Here is a 14,476-nt window from a genome sequence, read left to right as displayed (position 1 = left end):
CGTCTACGAAAAAGTGGGGAGTCGAATTTCGCTTTGGGGCACCGCTTTCGATCTGGCAGCCGGGATTGACGTGATTCAGACTTCCTCGAAGTCCGCCGAATGTCGGCTCTTGACGGACTGTGTTGATTCTGGTTTCGGGTTTTCGAGAGTCACTTCTTGCCGACCTCGGCGAACAGGAGGGAGGGATCTTCGTTCTCGAAGCGAGGCGTTTGACGCGGTCCTAGAGGTCACGAGCGCGGTCGGACGAGTTGGTATTTGCTCGGCACACCAGGCCCCTAGTTTCCTACATCGAAACGCGCAAGTCAGCGCTGAAGCGCGAGGCCGAAGCTCAGGCTTTCCGCGTTAATGTTCAGGATGGTAAGGTGATCCTTGACGGCAAGGTCAGGGTTTAGTCCGAGCGCCAGGCTCCCAAACTTGCTGCCTGGTTGTCGCAGGGAGTCCGGACTGTGGAAGATCGGATTTCGATCATCCGATGGCTCGACAAGCTGGACGCGGCGATTGCTTTGGAGGCTACCTCCCTTCGATCGATAGGCGCGGTACTCGACAGGCCCTGCATGAACATTGTGATGTTTACCAACACATTCAGCCCGCATGTCGGCGGCGTTGCACACAGCGTTGCGTCGTTGTCGGAAATGCTGCGTGAGTTGGGGCATGCAGTCCTGATCGTCGCGCCGGACTATGCGGAAGCAGCTCGATCAGAAAGCGACATCCTTCGTGTCCCTGCGATCCAGAATTTTAACGGCAGCGATTTTTCAGTGCCGATTCCGTTCACCCGCTCGCTCGAGAAGACACTGAACGCCTTCGAACCGGATGTCGTCCATTCGCACCACCCGTTTCTTCTCGGCGACACCGCCCTTCGCACCGCGGCGTCGCGAGCATTGCCGACGATATTTACCTATCACACCCGCTACGAACTCTACGGCCACTACGTTGCGCAGGATGCACCGGTCCTCCAACGGCTCGTGCTCAGCCTGGCGGCTGGCTACTGTGACCTGTGCGATCATATCATCGCTCCAACTCACAGCATTGCCGACCTCTTGCGCCACCACGACGTCACCAAACCGATCACCACAATCCCGACCGGCATTGATCTGGCCAGGTTCGCCGATGGAGATCGGCTGAGATTGCGGAGCCGGTTGGGAATAGTGGAAACCGATTTCATCGTCGGGCACGTAGGCCGGCTGGCGCCGGAGAAGAACCTGACTTACCTCACTGAAGCGGTTTGCCTGTTTCTTTTGCAAAATGAGCGCGCGCATTTTGTCGTCGCCGGCGACGGTGCGTCAGCGTCCGAAATGCGCCGCATGCTGGACGAGGCGGGTCTTCAGGACAGGTGCCATCTGCTAGGCGTGGTCGAAGGCGCCGATCTGGCCGACGTCTATGCCGCCATGGACGTCTTCGCCTTCTCGTCGCGTTCCGAAACCCAGGGTCTTGTGCTCGTCGAGGCGATGGCGACCGGCGTTCCGGTAGTTGGGCTTGATGAACCTGGAGTCCGTGAAGTAGTACGCACCGGAAAGAACGGCTATCTCCTGTCAGCCGATGCGTCCCCAGGCCAATTCTCCAAGGCTCTCGCCAGAGTCCGCGCGCTCACTCCGCCGGGCCGAGCAGCACTGCAAGAAGAAGCCAGATTGACTGCGGCCTCCTACTCACAATCTTCGACCGCGCAGCAGACCGTCGATCTCTATTCGCACGCTGTCGCGAGCCATGCTGGTGCCCGAGCTACCCGCACCCGTTCGTTTGAGGCGACGCTCGAAGGTCTCAAGCAGGAATGGAGAATCCTCGCCAACCTTGCGAATGCCGTCAAGGACGCGGTGGCGACGCGCAGTGACTCCACAAAGTGACGGCTGTGGGACGCTGCGTTCGCGCCTGGACTGCTGCATCCGTCTTCAGCCTATCCCTTCCGCTGAAAGGAAATTTCGTCGGCTCGGTTCGTGTACCTGCCGGTCTCTCGATGCATCATCGATGTCTCTTTAATCTGCTGGCGATCCAGTCCAGGCCGGAAAACAATCCGACGCGATGAAATTCTACCCAAAACTTCGTCGCGAATCCGTTGACGAGAAATGCCCTGACAACATGAAACCCTGTCACAAGCCCGACGGACAAGTGCAGCGTTTGTGCGGTGATGGCCATTTCGACCAGGCCGCCAGGCGAGGCGCCGAGGTCGCACTGGCCAGGTCCAGTCCCGTTAGCCAGCACAGAAGGGCAGCATAACCGAAAAGCAAGGTGGCAAGGATCAGAATGAAAACCGCGCTGCTGACGAAGACGCGAGGAAGCCGCAAGACCACCTCCCTCTTGAAGCGAGAGCCAATCGAAATGCCGATGAGAAACTGTCCGAACCAATAAGGTCCGCAGGTTGATGCCGTCGGTTGCCGAGCCATGGATGTCAAACAATGAGTGGCGGCAGAATGCAGACCAGAAGCGCCTGGCTGATGCTATGGCCGATACCGTGGTCCTCACCTACTCGCTTTGCACGATCCCGCACCCGAACGGCGCGCTGGCTGAGTTCCGCCGCGTCCTGAAGGCCGGCGGGCGGCTGGTGTTCATAGAGCATGGCGGCGGCGAAACTCCGCTCCCCGAGCACGCTGCAAGGGCGTCTTGTCGGACTGTGGGGCTGGCTTGCCGGCGGCTGGCATCTGACGCGCGAGCCAGCGTGGCTGATCGCGGACGCCGGTTTCACGATCCAGCGCCAAGAAAGAAGTTTCCCGCGCCTCTGGCAGCTCGGAATTCACACCACCGGGGAAGCGCTCCTCGGCGCTGAAACAAACGAAACACTTCGCGTTCAGCGCGGAAAAACGCCTGAAACAGGGATGGTTTAAATGCAACGGCACCGCTGCATTCCGCGGCGTTAATCATGGAGCGTTGCAATGTCGATAATGCGAGCAGCTTACCGCTCTTTCCGGGACTACCGGGTTCACCGTATGGCGGAACGGACCCTTGCGGCAATGGAGGATGCCCTCCTGAAGGACATCGGGATCAGCCGGTCCGAAATTGGTTTGGTGGTCCGCGGCTTGAAGCGCGGCCAAGAAGACAAGGTGGGCTGAAACCATGAAGCTTTCATTTAGGCTCCCGCTACTGGCCTGTGCGAGCGTGGCCGCCCTTCTGGCGGCGCCCGCCGCCAATGCCCATGACTCGGGCCTTCCGCACCGCCAGGCCAAGGCGGCGGCGGTTGCCGAGGATTCGACAAGCGTCCCGCTGTTCGAAAACCTAGGCAGCCATTCCTACCTTGTCACCACCGCTAACCCGCTGACGCAGGCCTATTTCGACCAGGGCCTGCGCTGGGCGTGGGCGTTCAATCACTCTGAGGCGCAGCGCGCTTTCAGGGCCGCGCAGAAGCTGGACCCGACCTGCGCCATGTGTTTCTGGGGCGAGGCTTACGTGCTCGGCCCCAACATCAACGCCGGCATGGATCCGGAGGCAGCCGCGAACGCCGCCGAAGCCGTCGCGCAGGCGCGCAAGTTGGCGCACCTCGCCTCCAGCCGGGAAAAGGACCTCATCGCCGCGCTCTCCAAGCGTTACAGCGCCGACACTTCGACCGACCAGGGCGCCCTCAACCGGGCCTATGCCACGGCGATGGCGAAACTGGCCGAACGCCATCCGCAGGACGACGAGATCGCCACGCTCTACGCCGACGCGCTTATGAACCTGATGCCGTGGGACTACTGGCTTGACAGCGGAGCAACGCCAAAGCCGGACACGATCAAGCTTGTGGCCTCACTGGAGCGGGTGCTGGGCCGCAATCCGGATCATGCCGGCGCGATCCATCTCTATATCCACGCCGTCGAAGCGTCCAAGACGCCGGAAAGGGCCGAACCCTACGCCGACCGGCTTGCCGCCCTCATGCCCGGCGCCGGACACATCGTGCACATGCCATCTCACATCTATCACCAGGTCGGCCGGTGGATCGACAGCCTGGAGATCAACCGCGAGGCGGTGGTCGCGGACGAGGCCTATTTCGAGCGCGTCAGCATAGCGCCGGAGAGCACGCCCGGTGTCTACACGGACGGCTATTATCCTCACAACCTGCATTTCTTGATGACCTCCGCACAGATGGCGGGCGACGTCGAGGCAATCGCCGGGGCGGCCAAAAAGCTCGAAGCGCTGGTCTCCGACACCATGGCCAGAAAGGTGGCTGGGCTGCAGCCGATCAAGGCGGCCACCTATTTTGCACACGCCCAGTACAGCGATCCCGAGGTCATACTCGCGCTGCCGGTGCCGGCAAACGCCCTGCCGTATGTCGAGGCAACCTGGCGATATGCGAGGGGTGTCGCCTTCGCCGCAACGGGTGCGAGCGAGGCGGCGCGCGCAGAAGCCACCGCAATCCGCAAGCTCGCCGCCGAGACCGATTTTTCCACGGAGACGGCGGGAGGACTTCCGGCGCCGGACCTGCTGGAATTGAGCGCGCTAATCGTGGAGGCCCGCATTGCCCAGCACCAGGGTGACCTACAGGAAGCGCGCAACAAGCTTGAGGCGGCGGTCGCGATCGAGGACGGCCTTGCCTATATGGAACCGGCCTACTGGTATTATCCGGTCCGACAGACGCTCGGCGCGATCCACATGGCCATGGGCGAGCACGAGGCGGCCGCGGCAGCTTTCGAGCACGTCCTGGAGCAGACTCCAAACAACGCCTGGGCGTTGTGGGGCCTGCGCGAGGTTTTCCGCAGGACCGGCAGGGCAGCGGACGCCGAAGAGATGGATGCACGCCTCAAGGCCGCCTGGGTGGGAGCGCCGGACTTTCTCGGCATCGAACGGCTCTGAGCCGCGCTTAAGGTGCCGGCGTCGTTGTCGGCTCAGGAAACGTGTCGCAGCCTCGCAACTCGGCGGCTGCGGCACACAATTCCAGGTGTCGAGAAGACAGGCTTGGCCTGCACGCCTGCCTTTCAGTGCCCACACGTCATAGTGGAACCGCAACCCAACGCAGCATGGATCCCGAAAATCAGAAGTTTGAGCGGGGGAGCCACAAAATCGCAATACCTCGGCCGCAAGGGCTGCGCTGGTCCAACTAGGCAGCGGCGCGCTCAAGAGTAGAGGTAACCCATGCCGCGGATTGTCCTGATCACCTCCGGCTTGGAGGGATCGACCTCAATTTTCTTCCGCAGGCGCGAAACGCGAATGTCGATGCTGCGATCGAAGGGATCCCATCCGCGGTCGTGGGCGAGTTCGAGCAGTTGATCGCGGTTGAGTACTCGTCCGCGATGTTCGCTGAATACTTTCAGAAGCCGGAACTCCATCGCGGTGATCGCTATTTCGGCCCCGTCGGCGTTGTATAATTTGTGTGCGTCCGGGTCGAAGCGGCACTTGCCGAACTGGACCTGGTGGCCCGGAGTGCTCGCTTTCTCCGCAGCTCTTTCGCTCGCCGATGTTCTGCGCAGCACGGCCTTTACCCGCGCCAGCAGCTCCCGCAGGTCCACGGGCTTCGCGACATAGTCGTCGGCGCCAATCTCCAATCCGACAACGCGGTCGACGATTTCCGCCGATCCGGTCAGCATGATAATGGCAACGTCTGAGTGCTCTCGTAGATATCGCGCCAGGGAGAGGCCATCCTCTCCTGGCATTCGGATATCCAATATGACCACATCGACGTGCTGGCTATCAACAAGTTCACGCAGGGCAGGCCCTGCATTGGCCGGCGTCACGGCATAGCCATGATGCTCCAGATATTCCGCCACCGTGTCGCGGATATCCGGTTCGTCATCGCAGACAACTACGTGTGCGTGCGTCGTCAAAATCGACCACCGAGCAACTAGCCTAATGGAAAAGTTGCCTCTGGAGTGACGTGCAATTCAATGGATCTGTCAAGTATTGTTGTTAACCAAGTTCGAGACAAACGAAAGGAGCTCGTTAGGTTTGATCGGTTTCTCAAGATAGGGCCGTTTCGCGGCGCGCAGGAACATCTGCGCGTCCGGGCTGATCGTGTCCCCCGTCAGGAAGGCTAACCTGTCGAGCTCGGCCGGATGGAGCTTGGCAATCTGGTTGAACAATCCCCGTCCGTCCATGTTCGGCATTTTCAGATCGCTCAGGATCAGCGCGAAAGTGCGGTTCTGGAGGTGCAGCAGCGCTTCTTCGCCGGATCTGGCAAAGGTGACGTTGAAACCATCTCGTCTGAGCACCTCAGCGACCAGCTCACCCACTTCCTCTTCGTCGTCCACCACCAGACAAGCAATGCCGGTTGAATTCGGGAGCTCGTCTTCGGCCGTTTCGGCTCGTTCGTCGAGACGGTCCGAAGCAGGCAGCGAAAGTATGAAGGTCGAGCCACCCCCCTCGGGGGATTCGACCTCGATGGTTCCTCCATGGGATTGAACGATCCGATGACAGAAGGATAGCCCGATCCCGGTTCCTGCCCCAATCTCTTTCGTCGTGAAGAACGGCTCGAAAATGCGGGGAAGTATCTCTTTGGAAATTCCCGGACCCGTGTCGGCAACGCTGACGACTATGTTGCCGGTCGTGGGATGAAGCCGCGTTGAAACCGTGATTGTCCGTCGCCCTTCCCAGCCGTGCAGCGCCTGTTCTGCATTGACAAGCAAATTGATCAGCACCTGGGCAAGCTGATCGGGATCCGCCCAGATCGGGGGAAGACCAGGTTCAAGATGAACTGAAAGCCCGATGTCCGACGATCGAATCGAATAGCTCGCCACGTCCACCGCTTCGGAAATAATGTCATCGATCGCAACGTTTGAGGTTCGCGTCGGCTGCTGTCTGGCCATAGCCAGGAAAGTCTTGACGATCCTGGCGCAGCGTTCGGCTGCCTTGCTCATCTTGTCGGCGCGTTCCACGACCTTGGCGTCGGTTGCGGTCTCCTTCAACAGCGATGACAGGCCAAGCACGACCGAGAGCGGATTGTTGAGTTCATGCGCCACCCCCGCCAGCAATCCGCCGAGCGCCGACATTTTCTCGTTCTGGTGCAGCGTCTCGCGCTGCCGCTCCAATTCCTGCTGCATTTCGATACGGTCGGTGAGATCGTAGGCGTGGGAAACAATCACCTTCTCACCGTGGTAATCGATCAGTCGAGACGAAATCGAGCACCAGCAGGTTCCACCGTCCTTGCGTTTGAGCTGGGTTTCGAAATCGTCGACCAACCCCATCGCGAGCAGCCGCTCAACGTATCGCATCCGCGCTGAAGGATCGACATAGTAGTCGATGGCGCTGGTCACGTTGCCGAGCAGCTCAACGGTGGCGGGGCTGCGGTAAAGCAGCTTCCCGTCATGCGCGCGGGTCATCTGGATGTTGACGGGGCAGGCTTCGAGGACCTTGCGGACCATTTCATCCGCTTCCTTGGCGGCCTCCTCGGCCCGCTTGCGCTCTGTAATGTCGACACGGGTGACCACGAACCCGCCTTCGCGGGTCGGACAGTTCGAGACGAAAAACCAACCCCCGTCTGTGTGACGGAATTCCTGTTGCCGGAATTCGCGGCGGTCCCTTGCCCTCTCGGCAAGCCAGTCGTCGATCTTGTCCCGTGGAACCGGAAACTGGTTGCGCTCTGCGGTCACGCGGAGGAACTCGAACCAGTTCACGCCGGGAACGAGCACATCCGCGCTTATCGCGTGCATCTGGCGGTACCTGCTGTTGGCCAGCACCAGGCAATCGTTCCTGTCGTAGAGGGCAAACCCTTCGGCCAGAGATTCGATCGCGTCGATCAGCCGCTCGTTGGCCTTGCGCGTTTCTTGCTGGGCGGCGATCATGTCGGTGATATTCGTCGTGTTCGACACTATCACCTGCCTTCCCTGGAAATCGATCAGGCGAGCGGAAATCGAAGCCCAGAAGGCCTTGTTCTCGGTGTCGTACTGCTGGATCCGAAAATCATCGATCCTGCCCTTTTCGATCAGGGTGCGCTCCAATATTGCGCTATAGTCTGGATCGACATAGTGGTCGGTTATTCGAGGACGGTCGGCGTAGAGATCTCTGGTAGCAGGATTGCGGTAGAGCGTTTCTCCCTCGATCGTGGTCATGTGTATCGGCGAAGGGCAGGCATCGAGCACCTTTTGCAGCAGTGCCGTGGCGTCGCGCTCGGCAGCCTCGGCCTTCTTGCGCTCGCTGATGTCGGCGCGCGTTACGACGAAGCCGCCAAGATCGGTGGGATGTATCGATACCGAGTGCCATTTGCCGTCGGAGAGGGGGACTTCGAAATGGGAGTGAAACTCGATCCGGCCTTGAATCCGCTCGTCCAGCCACTCATCCTCGCGCCCAACCGCATTGCGGTACACGCCGCGCTTGGCGGATTCGCGAAGGAGTTCGGCCCATTCCACGCCCGGTTTAACGAGATCCCGCACCGGGTGGTTCAGCTCGCGGTAAAGGCTGTTGCACATGACCAGGCGGTGATCTTCGTCGTACAGTGCGAACCCCTCGGAGAGTGATTCAACGGCGTCTGCGAGCATCTCCCGCGCCGCAGCGACCTCGCCGTCACGCTTCTTCTGCTTGGTCACATCGGCGATGCCGGCGAGAACCACTCGCCGGCCCTGGAACTCGACGATCCTGAGATTGCCCGTGGCCCAGAACTCTTGGCCGTCGGGTCTTTTAAGAAGCACCTCGCAATTTTCGACGACGCCCTTTTGCATGAGCTCCCGATTGATTTCCCGGTGTTTCTCGGGGTCGACAAAGTAATCGCCGAGCCGCACCGTCTCGCGTTGCGCCTTTTTGCTCCATCCAAGCAGCCGTTCGGCAGCATTGCTCTGGTAGATGAGTTCCCCCGAACTCGCGTCGTTCATCCATACCGGCAACGGATGATGCTTGATCAAGAAACCGAACAGATCCTCGCGCTGCTTCCGTTCCGTGATGTCCAACACCCCGATGATGAGCGAGCGGCGCCCGCCATAAACACCGCGACGGCAGTTGGTCGAACACCAGACAGTCGATCCGCTCGCGTTTCTAAGCTGGATTTCGTGATCCCGCACGATGTCGCTGTTGTTGGCAAGAGACCTGATTTCATCGAATTCGCCAGTATTCACGAAATGATCCGTCAGGAATTGCGGTTCGTTCGACGTCCATTTTCGGCCAAGCAGGTTCGACGCATCGAGGCTTTCATAGAGGATTTGCCCGCTTCCCGCGTCCACCACCCAAACGGGCAGCGGGTGACTGTCCGTGATGCAGCGGAATATCTCGGCGTTTTCCAGGTGCGCGATCTGCGCTCGCTTCATGTCAGTAATGTCGACGCTTACCAGGGCGATGCCACCGTCCGGCCGAGGATGTGCCGTGAGCAACTTCCACCGCCCATCCAAAGTCTCCGCTTCAACAGGAGCGTCGTCGATTTGCATCCATCGCGCCGCAGCGCTTTCAGCGAACGCGTTGCCCGGCTCGATGGGGCGGCCGTCGAAACTTTTCAGACATGAGAGGGCTTCGGCGATTGCGGCAATGGCGTCCATCGGCTGCATCTCGCCGCGGTCGAGCCGCTGGCTTCCAAATATCTCCGGATTGCTACCAACGAGGACATTGTTGGCGTCAAAGAGGGCATAGCCTGTGGGTGTGGATGTAACCGGATTATCAGGCCGCATGGACGTTCCCTTTGTTCGCGTGATGTCCCGAGGGCGGATACTAGACCCTCTTTGTTTCAGCACACATTCAGACGCTGCGTGATTTGTTTCAACTGTTTCGGCGCGTGGGAGTCTTCGCCAGCGCTGGCGTGAAAACGAAATCTATCCAACGCTCCAGAAAAACGGCCGAAACATGAATGGCCTAGATTGCACGGCCGAAACCACGGCTCGAGCTAACGACTCGGGATCTTAACCAGCCACAAAATGCCGCCTGTCATCCCCTTCGAGCGTGCCGCTGAAACAAACGAAACATTCCCACGGCGTCACAGAAAAACGTCTGAAACGAAGGCGGTGTATGACAAGAAGAGCCGCAGTGCGGCAGATTCAACCGGCGAAACGCAAATGTCCGGCGCCCAGGACGAACAATCTAGTCTTGGCGAGTTGCCGACGCGTCTTGCTCCGAAACCTGAGGGTTCAAAATGGATAAGCCAGTAACTTCGTATGATTTCCCCGACCGGCTCCGCGCGAGCCTTATTGACCAAAACCATCCGGTCTATGAAGAGGCTCGCGGGCTCTACAACGCTATGATCGACAAGAGGCCGCGCTGGATCATCCCTTGCGCCGAGGTCGCCGACGTCGTCGCGGCCGTCAATTACGCCCGAGAGAAGCATTTGCTTCTTGCCATTCGCGGCGGCGGCCACAACGGTCCAGGCTTCGGCAGTTGCGACGGCGGGATGGTCATCGACATGTCGCCGATGAAACGGGTCGATATCGATCCCACGACTCGAACGGTTCGCGTCGAGGCCGGCTGCACCCAAGGCGATGTCGACCGCGCCACCAGCGTTCATGGGCTGGCGGTGCCGGCGGGCATCGTCGCGACCACAGGCGTCGCCGGACTGACGCTGGGAGGCGGCACCGGCCATCTCACGCGCAAACACGGCCTCACCATTGACAATCTGCTTGCGGCCGAGGTCGTGCTGGCCGACGGCAGCGTCGTGACGGCAAGTGAGGACGAACACCCGGAGCTGTTCTGGGCGCTGCGCGGCGGCGGCGGCAACTTCGGCGTTGTGACGCGCTTCATATTTCAGGCGCATCCGGCGAAGGATGTCTATGCCGGGCCGATCTTCTTCGACATCGCAGATGCCGCGGAGATCATGCGCTGGTACCGCGACTTCCTGCCCGGAGCGCCGCGAGAGCTCGGGATGTTCTTCGGCATCAAGACGGTGCCCTCCTGCGACCCTTTCCCGCGCGAGATCTGGGGAAGGCGCATATGCGCGCTGATCAGTTGCTACAACGGCGCAGAGGAGGACGGCATCCGGGCGATGCAGCCCGTGCGCGACGCGCTTCCCAAGCCTTTGATGGACGGTATGGTGCAAATGCCCTTCGTCGATCTGCAGGCGCTGTTTGATCCGCTGCTGCCGAAGGGCTTGCAGTGGTACTGGAAGGGCGATTATGTCGACGAGCTGTCCGATGCGGCCATCGCTGCCCATGCCGAGCACGGCTCGAAGACCCCGAGCGAGCTGTCGCTGATGCATCTCTACCCCATCGACGGAGCGGTTCAGGACGTGGCTCCGGACGCCACCGCCTGGGGGGCGCGGCGAGCGCGTTGGTCCATGGTTATCGCGGGCATCGATCCCGACCCGACGAAGGCGTCGGAGCTGAGGCGCTGGGCAAGCGAGTATTGGGCCGCGGTGCACAAGCACAACCCGCATGGCGGCGCCTACATCAACTTCATGATGGATGATGAAGGTGAAGCGCGCGTGCGCGCCGCCTACGGTGCCAACTATGAGCGGCTCGTCTCGGTTAAGCGCAAATACGATCCGGCGAACCTCTTCCGCGTCAACCACAACATCCGGCCGTAAGCCGGGCTGAGCCTGTCCGTCTTTGGGTCACGCCGAGGCGGACAGGCTTGTGGCATGCGAAAGCCGGTGTCGCGTTCCATCGAGGGCTGACCGGAAAGCGGCCCTTACGAACTGGAAATGCAAGACAGCAATTGGCCTGCGATCATCAGCCCTCGCCGTCATCGTCGCAGGTAGTGGCGCGCCCCCATTTCGGTCGACAATCCCTCTAAGACGACTTTTCCCAACATGCGGCCGCCCTCAACAAGCCGATGCGCCTCCAGAAGACTGCTGGGCGTGAGCTTTCCAAGGTCGGTCGTCACTGTGGAGCGCAGGACACCGGAGTCAGCGAGCGCCGAGACCTCTTCGAGAATCCTGTGATGAGCGACCATGTCGGCACCGCCAGAATGAGGTCGCGTCACCACGTCCTCCCAATGCAACGAAGCGCTTTTCGACCGAAGCGGCGTCGCATCAAGGATTGCATGGTTGGTGATGACTCCGACCTTGCCGTAGGGGGCAATGATCGCTGCGATCGCAGCCCAATGCTGCTCTGTCTGGTTGAGGGCTGCGATGTGGGTGATTGCCGAAGCGCCTGTAGCGGCAAGCTCCTCGATCATCGATCGCGAATGATCGATGACATGGTGCGCCCCGAGCGACAGGCACCACTCCCGGCTCTCGGGCCGTGAGGCGGTCGCGATGACGGTCAGGCCGGTGAGGCGTCGCGCCAGCTGGATCAGCATCGAGCCGACACCGCCCGCCCCGCCGATGATCAGCAGCGTGCCGCCATCGTGCAGGCTTCCGGGCGTAACGTCGAGGCGGTCGAACAGTAACTCCCAGGCCGTCAGCGACGTAAGAGGCAGCGCTGCCGCCTGCATGAATGTGAGCCGGGCCGGCTTGCGACCCACGAGACGTTCGTCTACCGCGTGCAATTCCGCATTGGCACCGGGCCGATTGAGATTGCCCGAATAGAAGACTTCATCGCCTGGGCGAAAGAGCGTGACGTCGGCACCAACATCGACAACGACCCCTGCAACATCCCAGCCGAGGACGTCGATCTCTTCGCCTAGGAAAACCTGGCCGTTGCGGATCTTGGTATCGACCGGATTGACAGAGACCGCGCGTACCGAGACCAAGAGATCGCGCGGGCGCGGCTTGGGATACTCTTTGCTGATCTCTACGAAGCATTGAGGGTCGGACAAGGCGGAGCCTGGACGGTAGCCGATAGCCTGCATGGGAATTCCTTTTCGATGCTGAAACACCGAGCAAATTGCCATTGCGACAGACTTTGCCAATACGGCTGTTTGGCGTATTAACTTCCCAAAAGGGAACCGTCGGGATGAAGGTAAAGCACTATGTTGATGTGCCGGGGTGCCCGGTGGAGGTTACGCTCGACCTTATCGACGGGCGTTGGAAGGGCGTCGTGCTATTTCATCTGCTCGACGCCGGCTGCTTGCGCTTCAACGAGCTGCATCGCCGTGTACCCGGTATCACCGCCCGGCTTCTCACCAAGCAACTTCGGGATCTGGAGGAGGCAGACCTGGTCAGCAGGACGGTCTATGCCGTAGTTCCACCGCGGGTGGAGTACCGCGTCAGCGAGGAAGGTGAAAGTCTCCGGCCTATTGTGGAGATGCTTTCGAAATGGGGCGAGGCGCGGCTCGAGCGCCAGCGTACGAAGCAGGCTGCAACTCACGCCCGCCGGACTGTTTCGCGGAATTCATAGATAGCGGCAGCATGCGGACTTTGAGATGGCGCAATGCGACCTTGAGGTTGGTGACCTCCGACACAAATTAATAGTAACTGCAATATCAATAGCATAGTGGAAGTCGAGCTAGGGTCATGCTCCGGCGCCGGTCCACATGCACGAGGTCAGCCGCTGCGATGGCGAGCATGGTGTCTCGCTCGGCGGATGCACCAAGCAAGTATGAAATATATTTCTGCATATGAATTTTATTGACAGTTGAGCGAACTCCTGCAAATGATCAACTGCTGGGCCTCGGGAGGAGGTTCGGTGTCAGCAACCACGAGCGGCGGCACGTAAGTGTCCGACCGTCCAATTGACCAGGCTTCGGCCGAGGGAGGATTCTTGCGCAAATTTTTGAGCATGCTCGCCATGTCGGCAGCAGCCACCACTGTGTTGGGGGCAAGCCACGCCGCGGCCCAGGCCGCCAACCCGTTCAAATGCGAGCCGGGTGAAAAATACGTCATGAACGTCATGGTTTCCGGCGTCGAATATTGGTTCCCGGTCTACGAGATGTTCAAGCAGGCTGGACAGCAGTTCGGTTGCGAGACCGAATACACCGGAACGCCCGAGTACGACGTGAACAAACAGATAGCGACATTCGACCAGGCGCTGGCTCAAAAGCCGGCTGGCATCCTGGTGCATCCGATGAACTCCGATCCATTCATCGAGCCGATCAATCGGGCTATCGACCAGGGAACGGCAGTAGTCACATTCGCCGCAGATTCGCCCAACTCCAAACGCGTGTCCTACATCACCTCCGACAATGTCGCTGAAGGCACCTATGCCGCCGATGCCGTTGCCAAGGCGATGGACGGCAAGGGCGAATACGCGGTTCTCGAGAACCCCGGACAGGATAATCACGACAAGCGCATCGCCGCCTTCATCGGCCGCATGGAAGCCAAATGGCCTGAGATGAAGCTCGTCGGCCGCGCGGCGTCGAACCAGGATGCGACGAAAGCCTATCAGGCCGTGCTCAGCCTTGCCCAGGCGCATCCCGAACTGGGCGCAGTGTTCATGCCGGAAGCCAACTCGGCAATCGGCGCGGCGCAGGCCGCGAAGGAGGGGGGCGGCAAGATCCGGGTTATGCTGGCCGACGTCAACGCCAAGATCCTCGATATGATCAAGGCCGGCGAAATCTTTGGCTCGGTCAACCCGAACCAGGGCATGCAGGGCTACATGGGGTTCATGCTGCTGTGGCTGGCCAAGCATCCGGAGCTGATCGATCCGATGAACGACGCTCGGCGGTCGGGATTCAACGGCATGGGCGTGCCTTTCGTCGACAACGGCTTTTCCATCGTAACTGCGGAAAATGCCGATGATTTCTATTGGGACGCCTATCTCAAGCGGCGCGGCACCAAGGGCATCGAGGAATAAGGTCTCTTCGGAGATGCTCGAACCGGACGGGGCGCTCGCGCCCCGTCGACTGGGCCATTGTCGTC

At 60.3% G+C, this 14,476-nt stretch carries 10 protein-coding genes and 1 pseudogene; 8 read left to right on the top strand and 3 right to left on the bottom strand.

Translation table 11 applies throughout. The features are described from left to right. Positions 1–446 precede the first annotated feature (446 nt). The 5 genes and pseudogenes from EOC93_RS07055 to EOC93_RS07030 all read left to right on the top strand — a co-directional run bounded on the left by EOC93_RS07055 (position 447) and on the right by EOC93_RS07030 (position 4,752). Positions 447–1,838, top strand: a complete 1,392-nt coding sequence (locus EOC93_RS07055; protein ID WP_095486253.1) for a glycosyltransferase — start codon at positions 447–449, stop codon at positions 1,836–1,838. 515 nt (positions 1,839–2,353) lie between these two features. Beyond that, positions 2,354–2,512: pseudogene (locus EOC93_RS35515) on the top strand (hypothetical protein); the annotation flags it as partial. Positions 2,513–2,546: 34 nt separating this feature from the next. Further along, positions 2,547–2,813 (top strand): hypothetical protein, encoded by a 267-nt coding sequence (locus EOC93_RS34635; protein ID WP_245329945.1) that lies wholly within the window; start codon positions 2,547–2,549, stop codon positions 2,811–2,813. Between the two features lie 48 nt (positions 2,814–2,861). Further along, positions 2,862–3,038 (top strand): DUF1127 domain-containing protein, encoded by a 177-nt coding sequence (locus EOC93_RS35305; protein WP_127204217.1) that lies wholly within the window; start codon positions 2,862–2,864, stop codon positions 3,036–3,038. A gap of 4 nt (positions 3,039–3,042) precedes the next feature. Next, a complete protein-coding gene (locus EOC93_RS07030; RefSeq protein ID WP_095486257.1) occupies positions 3,043–4,752 on the top strand; it encodes a tetratricopeptide repeat protein in 1,710 nt (569 codons plus the stop codon). Between the two features lie 260 nt (positions 4,753–5,012). On the opposite strand, the gene EOC93_RS07025 is transcribed toward EOC93_RS07030, so the two are convergent. Together EOC93_RS07025 and EOC93_RS07020 are read right to left on the bottom strand one after the other, a co-directional pair. Next, positions 5,013–5,720, bottom strand: coding sequence for a response regulator transcription factor (locus EOC93_RS07025; protein WP_095486258.1), 708 nt, complete (start codon positions 5,718–5,720; stop codon positions 5,013–5,015). 69 nt (positions 5,721–5,789) lie between these two features. After that, the gene (locus tag EOC93_RS07020) at positions 5,790–9,479 is read right to left on the bottom strand and encodes a PAS-domain containing protein (protein ID WP_095486259.1); all 3,690 of its coding nucleotides are present in this window, start codon (positions 9,477–9,479) and stop codon (positions 5,790–5,792) included. 458 nt (positions 9,480–9,937) lie between these two features. On the opposite strand from EOC93_RS07020, the gene EOC93_RS07015 reads away from it, so the two are divergent. Then, entirely contained in the window at positions 9,938–11,320 is a 1,383-nt protein-coding gene (locus EOC93_RS07015) for an FAD-binding oxidoreductase (RefSeq protein ID WP_095486260.1), read from the top strand. Positions 11,321–11,478: 158 nt separating this feature from the next. On the opposite strand, the gene EOC93_RS07010 is transcribed toward EOC93_RS07015, so the two are convergent. Further along, the gene (locus tag EOC93_RS07010) at positions 11,479–12,528 is read right to left on the bottom strand and encodes a zinc-binding alcohol dehydrogenase family protein (protein ID WP_127204216.1); all 1,050 of its coding nucleotides are present in this window, start codon (positions 12,526–12,528) and stop codon (positions 11,479–11,481) included. A gap of 104 nt (positions 12,529–12,632) precedes the next feature. Between EOC93_RS07010 and EOC93_RS07005 the strand changes: the two genes are divergently transcribed. Further along, positions 12,633–13,016 (top strand): helix-turn-helix domain-containing protein, encoded by a 384-nt coding sequence (locus EOC93_RS07005; RefSeq protein ID WP_095486262.1) that lies wholly within the window; start codon positions 12,633–12,635, stop codon positions 13,014–13,016. 363 nt (positions 13,017–13,379) lie between these two features. After that, positions 13,380–14,411, top strand: coding sequence for a substrate-binding domain-containing protein (locus tag EOC93_RS07000; protein WP_095486263.1), 1,032 nt, complete (start codon positions 13,380–13,382; stop codon positions 14,409–14,411). Positions 14,412–14,476: the final 65 nt, after the last annotated feature.

Origin of the sequence: Mesorhizobium sp. M6A.T.Ce.TU.002.03.1.1, from assembly GCF_003997275.1 — a bacterium.
Classification (GTDB): domain Bacteria; phylum Pseudomonadota; class Alphaproteobacteria; order Rhizobiales; family Rhizobiaceae; genus Mesorhizobium; species Mesorhizobium mediterraneum.
Note: the sequence above shows the minus strand (reverse complement) of the source record. Positions and strands in the feature narration are given on the sequence as shown.

Bases quoted from the DNA above. Each gene is read 5' to 3' on its own strand.
- EOC93_RS07030 (WP_095486257.1), top strand. From the start codon at position 3,043: ATGAAGCTTTCATTTAGGCTCCCGCTACTGGCCTGTGCGAGCGTGGCC.
- EOC93_RS07005 (WP_095486262.1), top strand. From the start codon at position 12,633: ATGAAGGTAAAGCACTATGTTGATGTGCCGGGGTGCCCGGTGGAGGTT.
- EOC93_RS07010 (WP_127204216.1), bottom strand. From the start codon at position 12,528: ATGCAGGCTATCGGCTACCGTCCAGGCTCCGCCTTGTCCGACCCTCAA.
- EOC93_RS34635 (WP_245329945.1), top strand. From the start codon at position 2,547: ATGGCGGCGGCGAAACTCCGCTCCCCGAGCACGCTGCAAGGGCGTCTT.
- EOC93_RS07015 (WP_095486260.1), top strand. From the start codon at position 9,938: ATGGATAAGCCAGTAACTTCGTATGATTTCCCCGACCGGCTCCGCGCG.
- EOC93_RS07020 (WP_095486259.1), bottom strand. From the start codon at position 9,479: ATGCGGCCTGATAATCCGGTTACATCCACACCCACAGGCTATGCCCTC.
- EOC93_RS35305 (WP_127204217.1), top strand. From the start codon at position 2,862: ATGTCGATAATGCGAGCAGCTTACCGCTCTTTCCGGGACTACCGGGTT.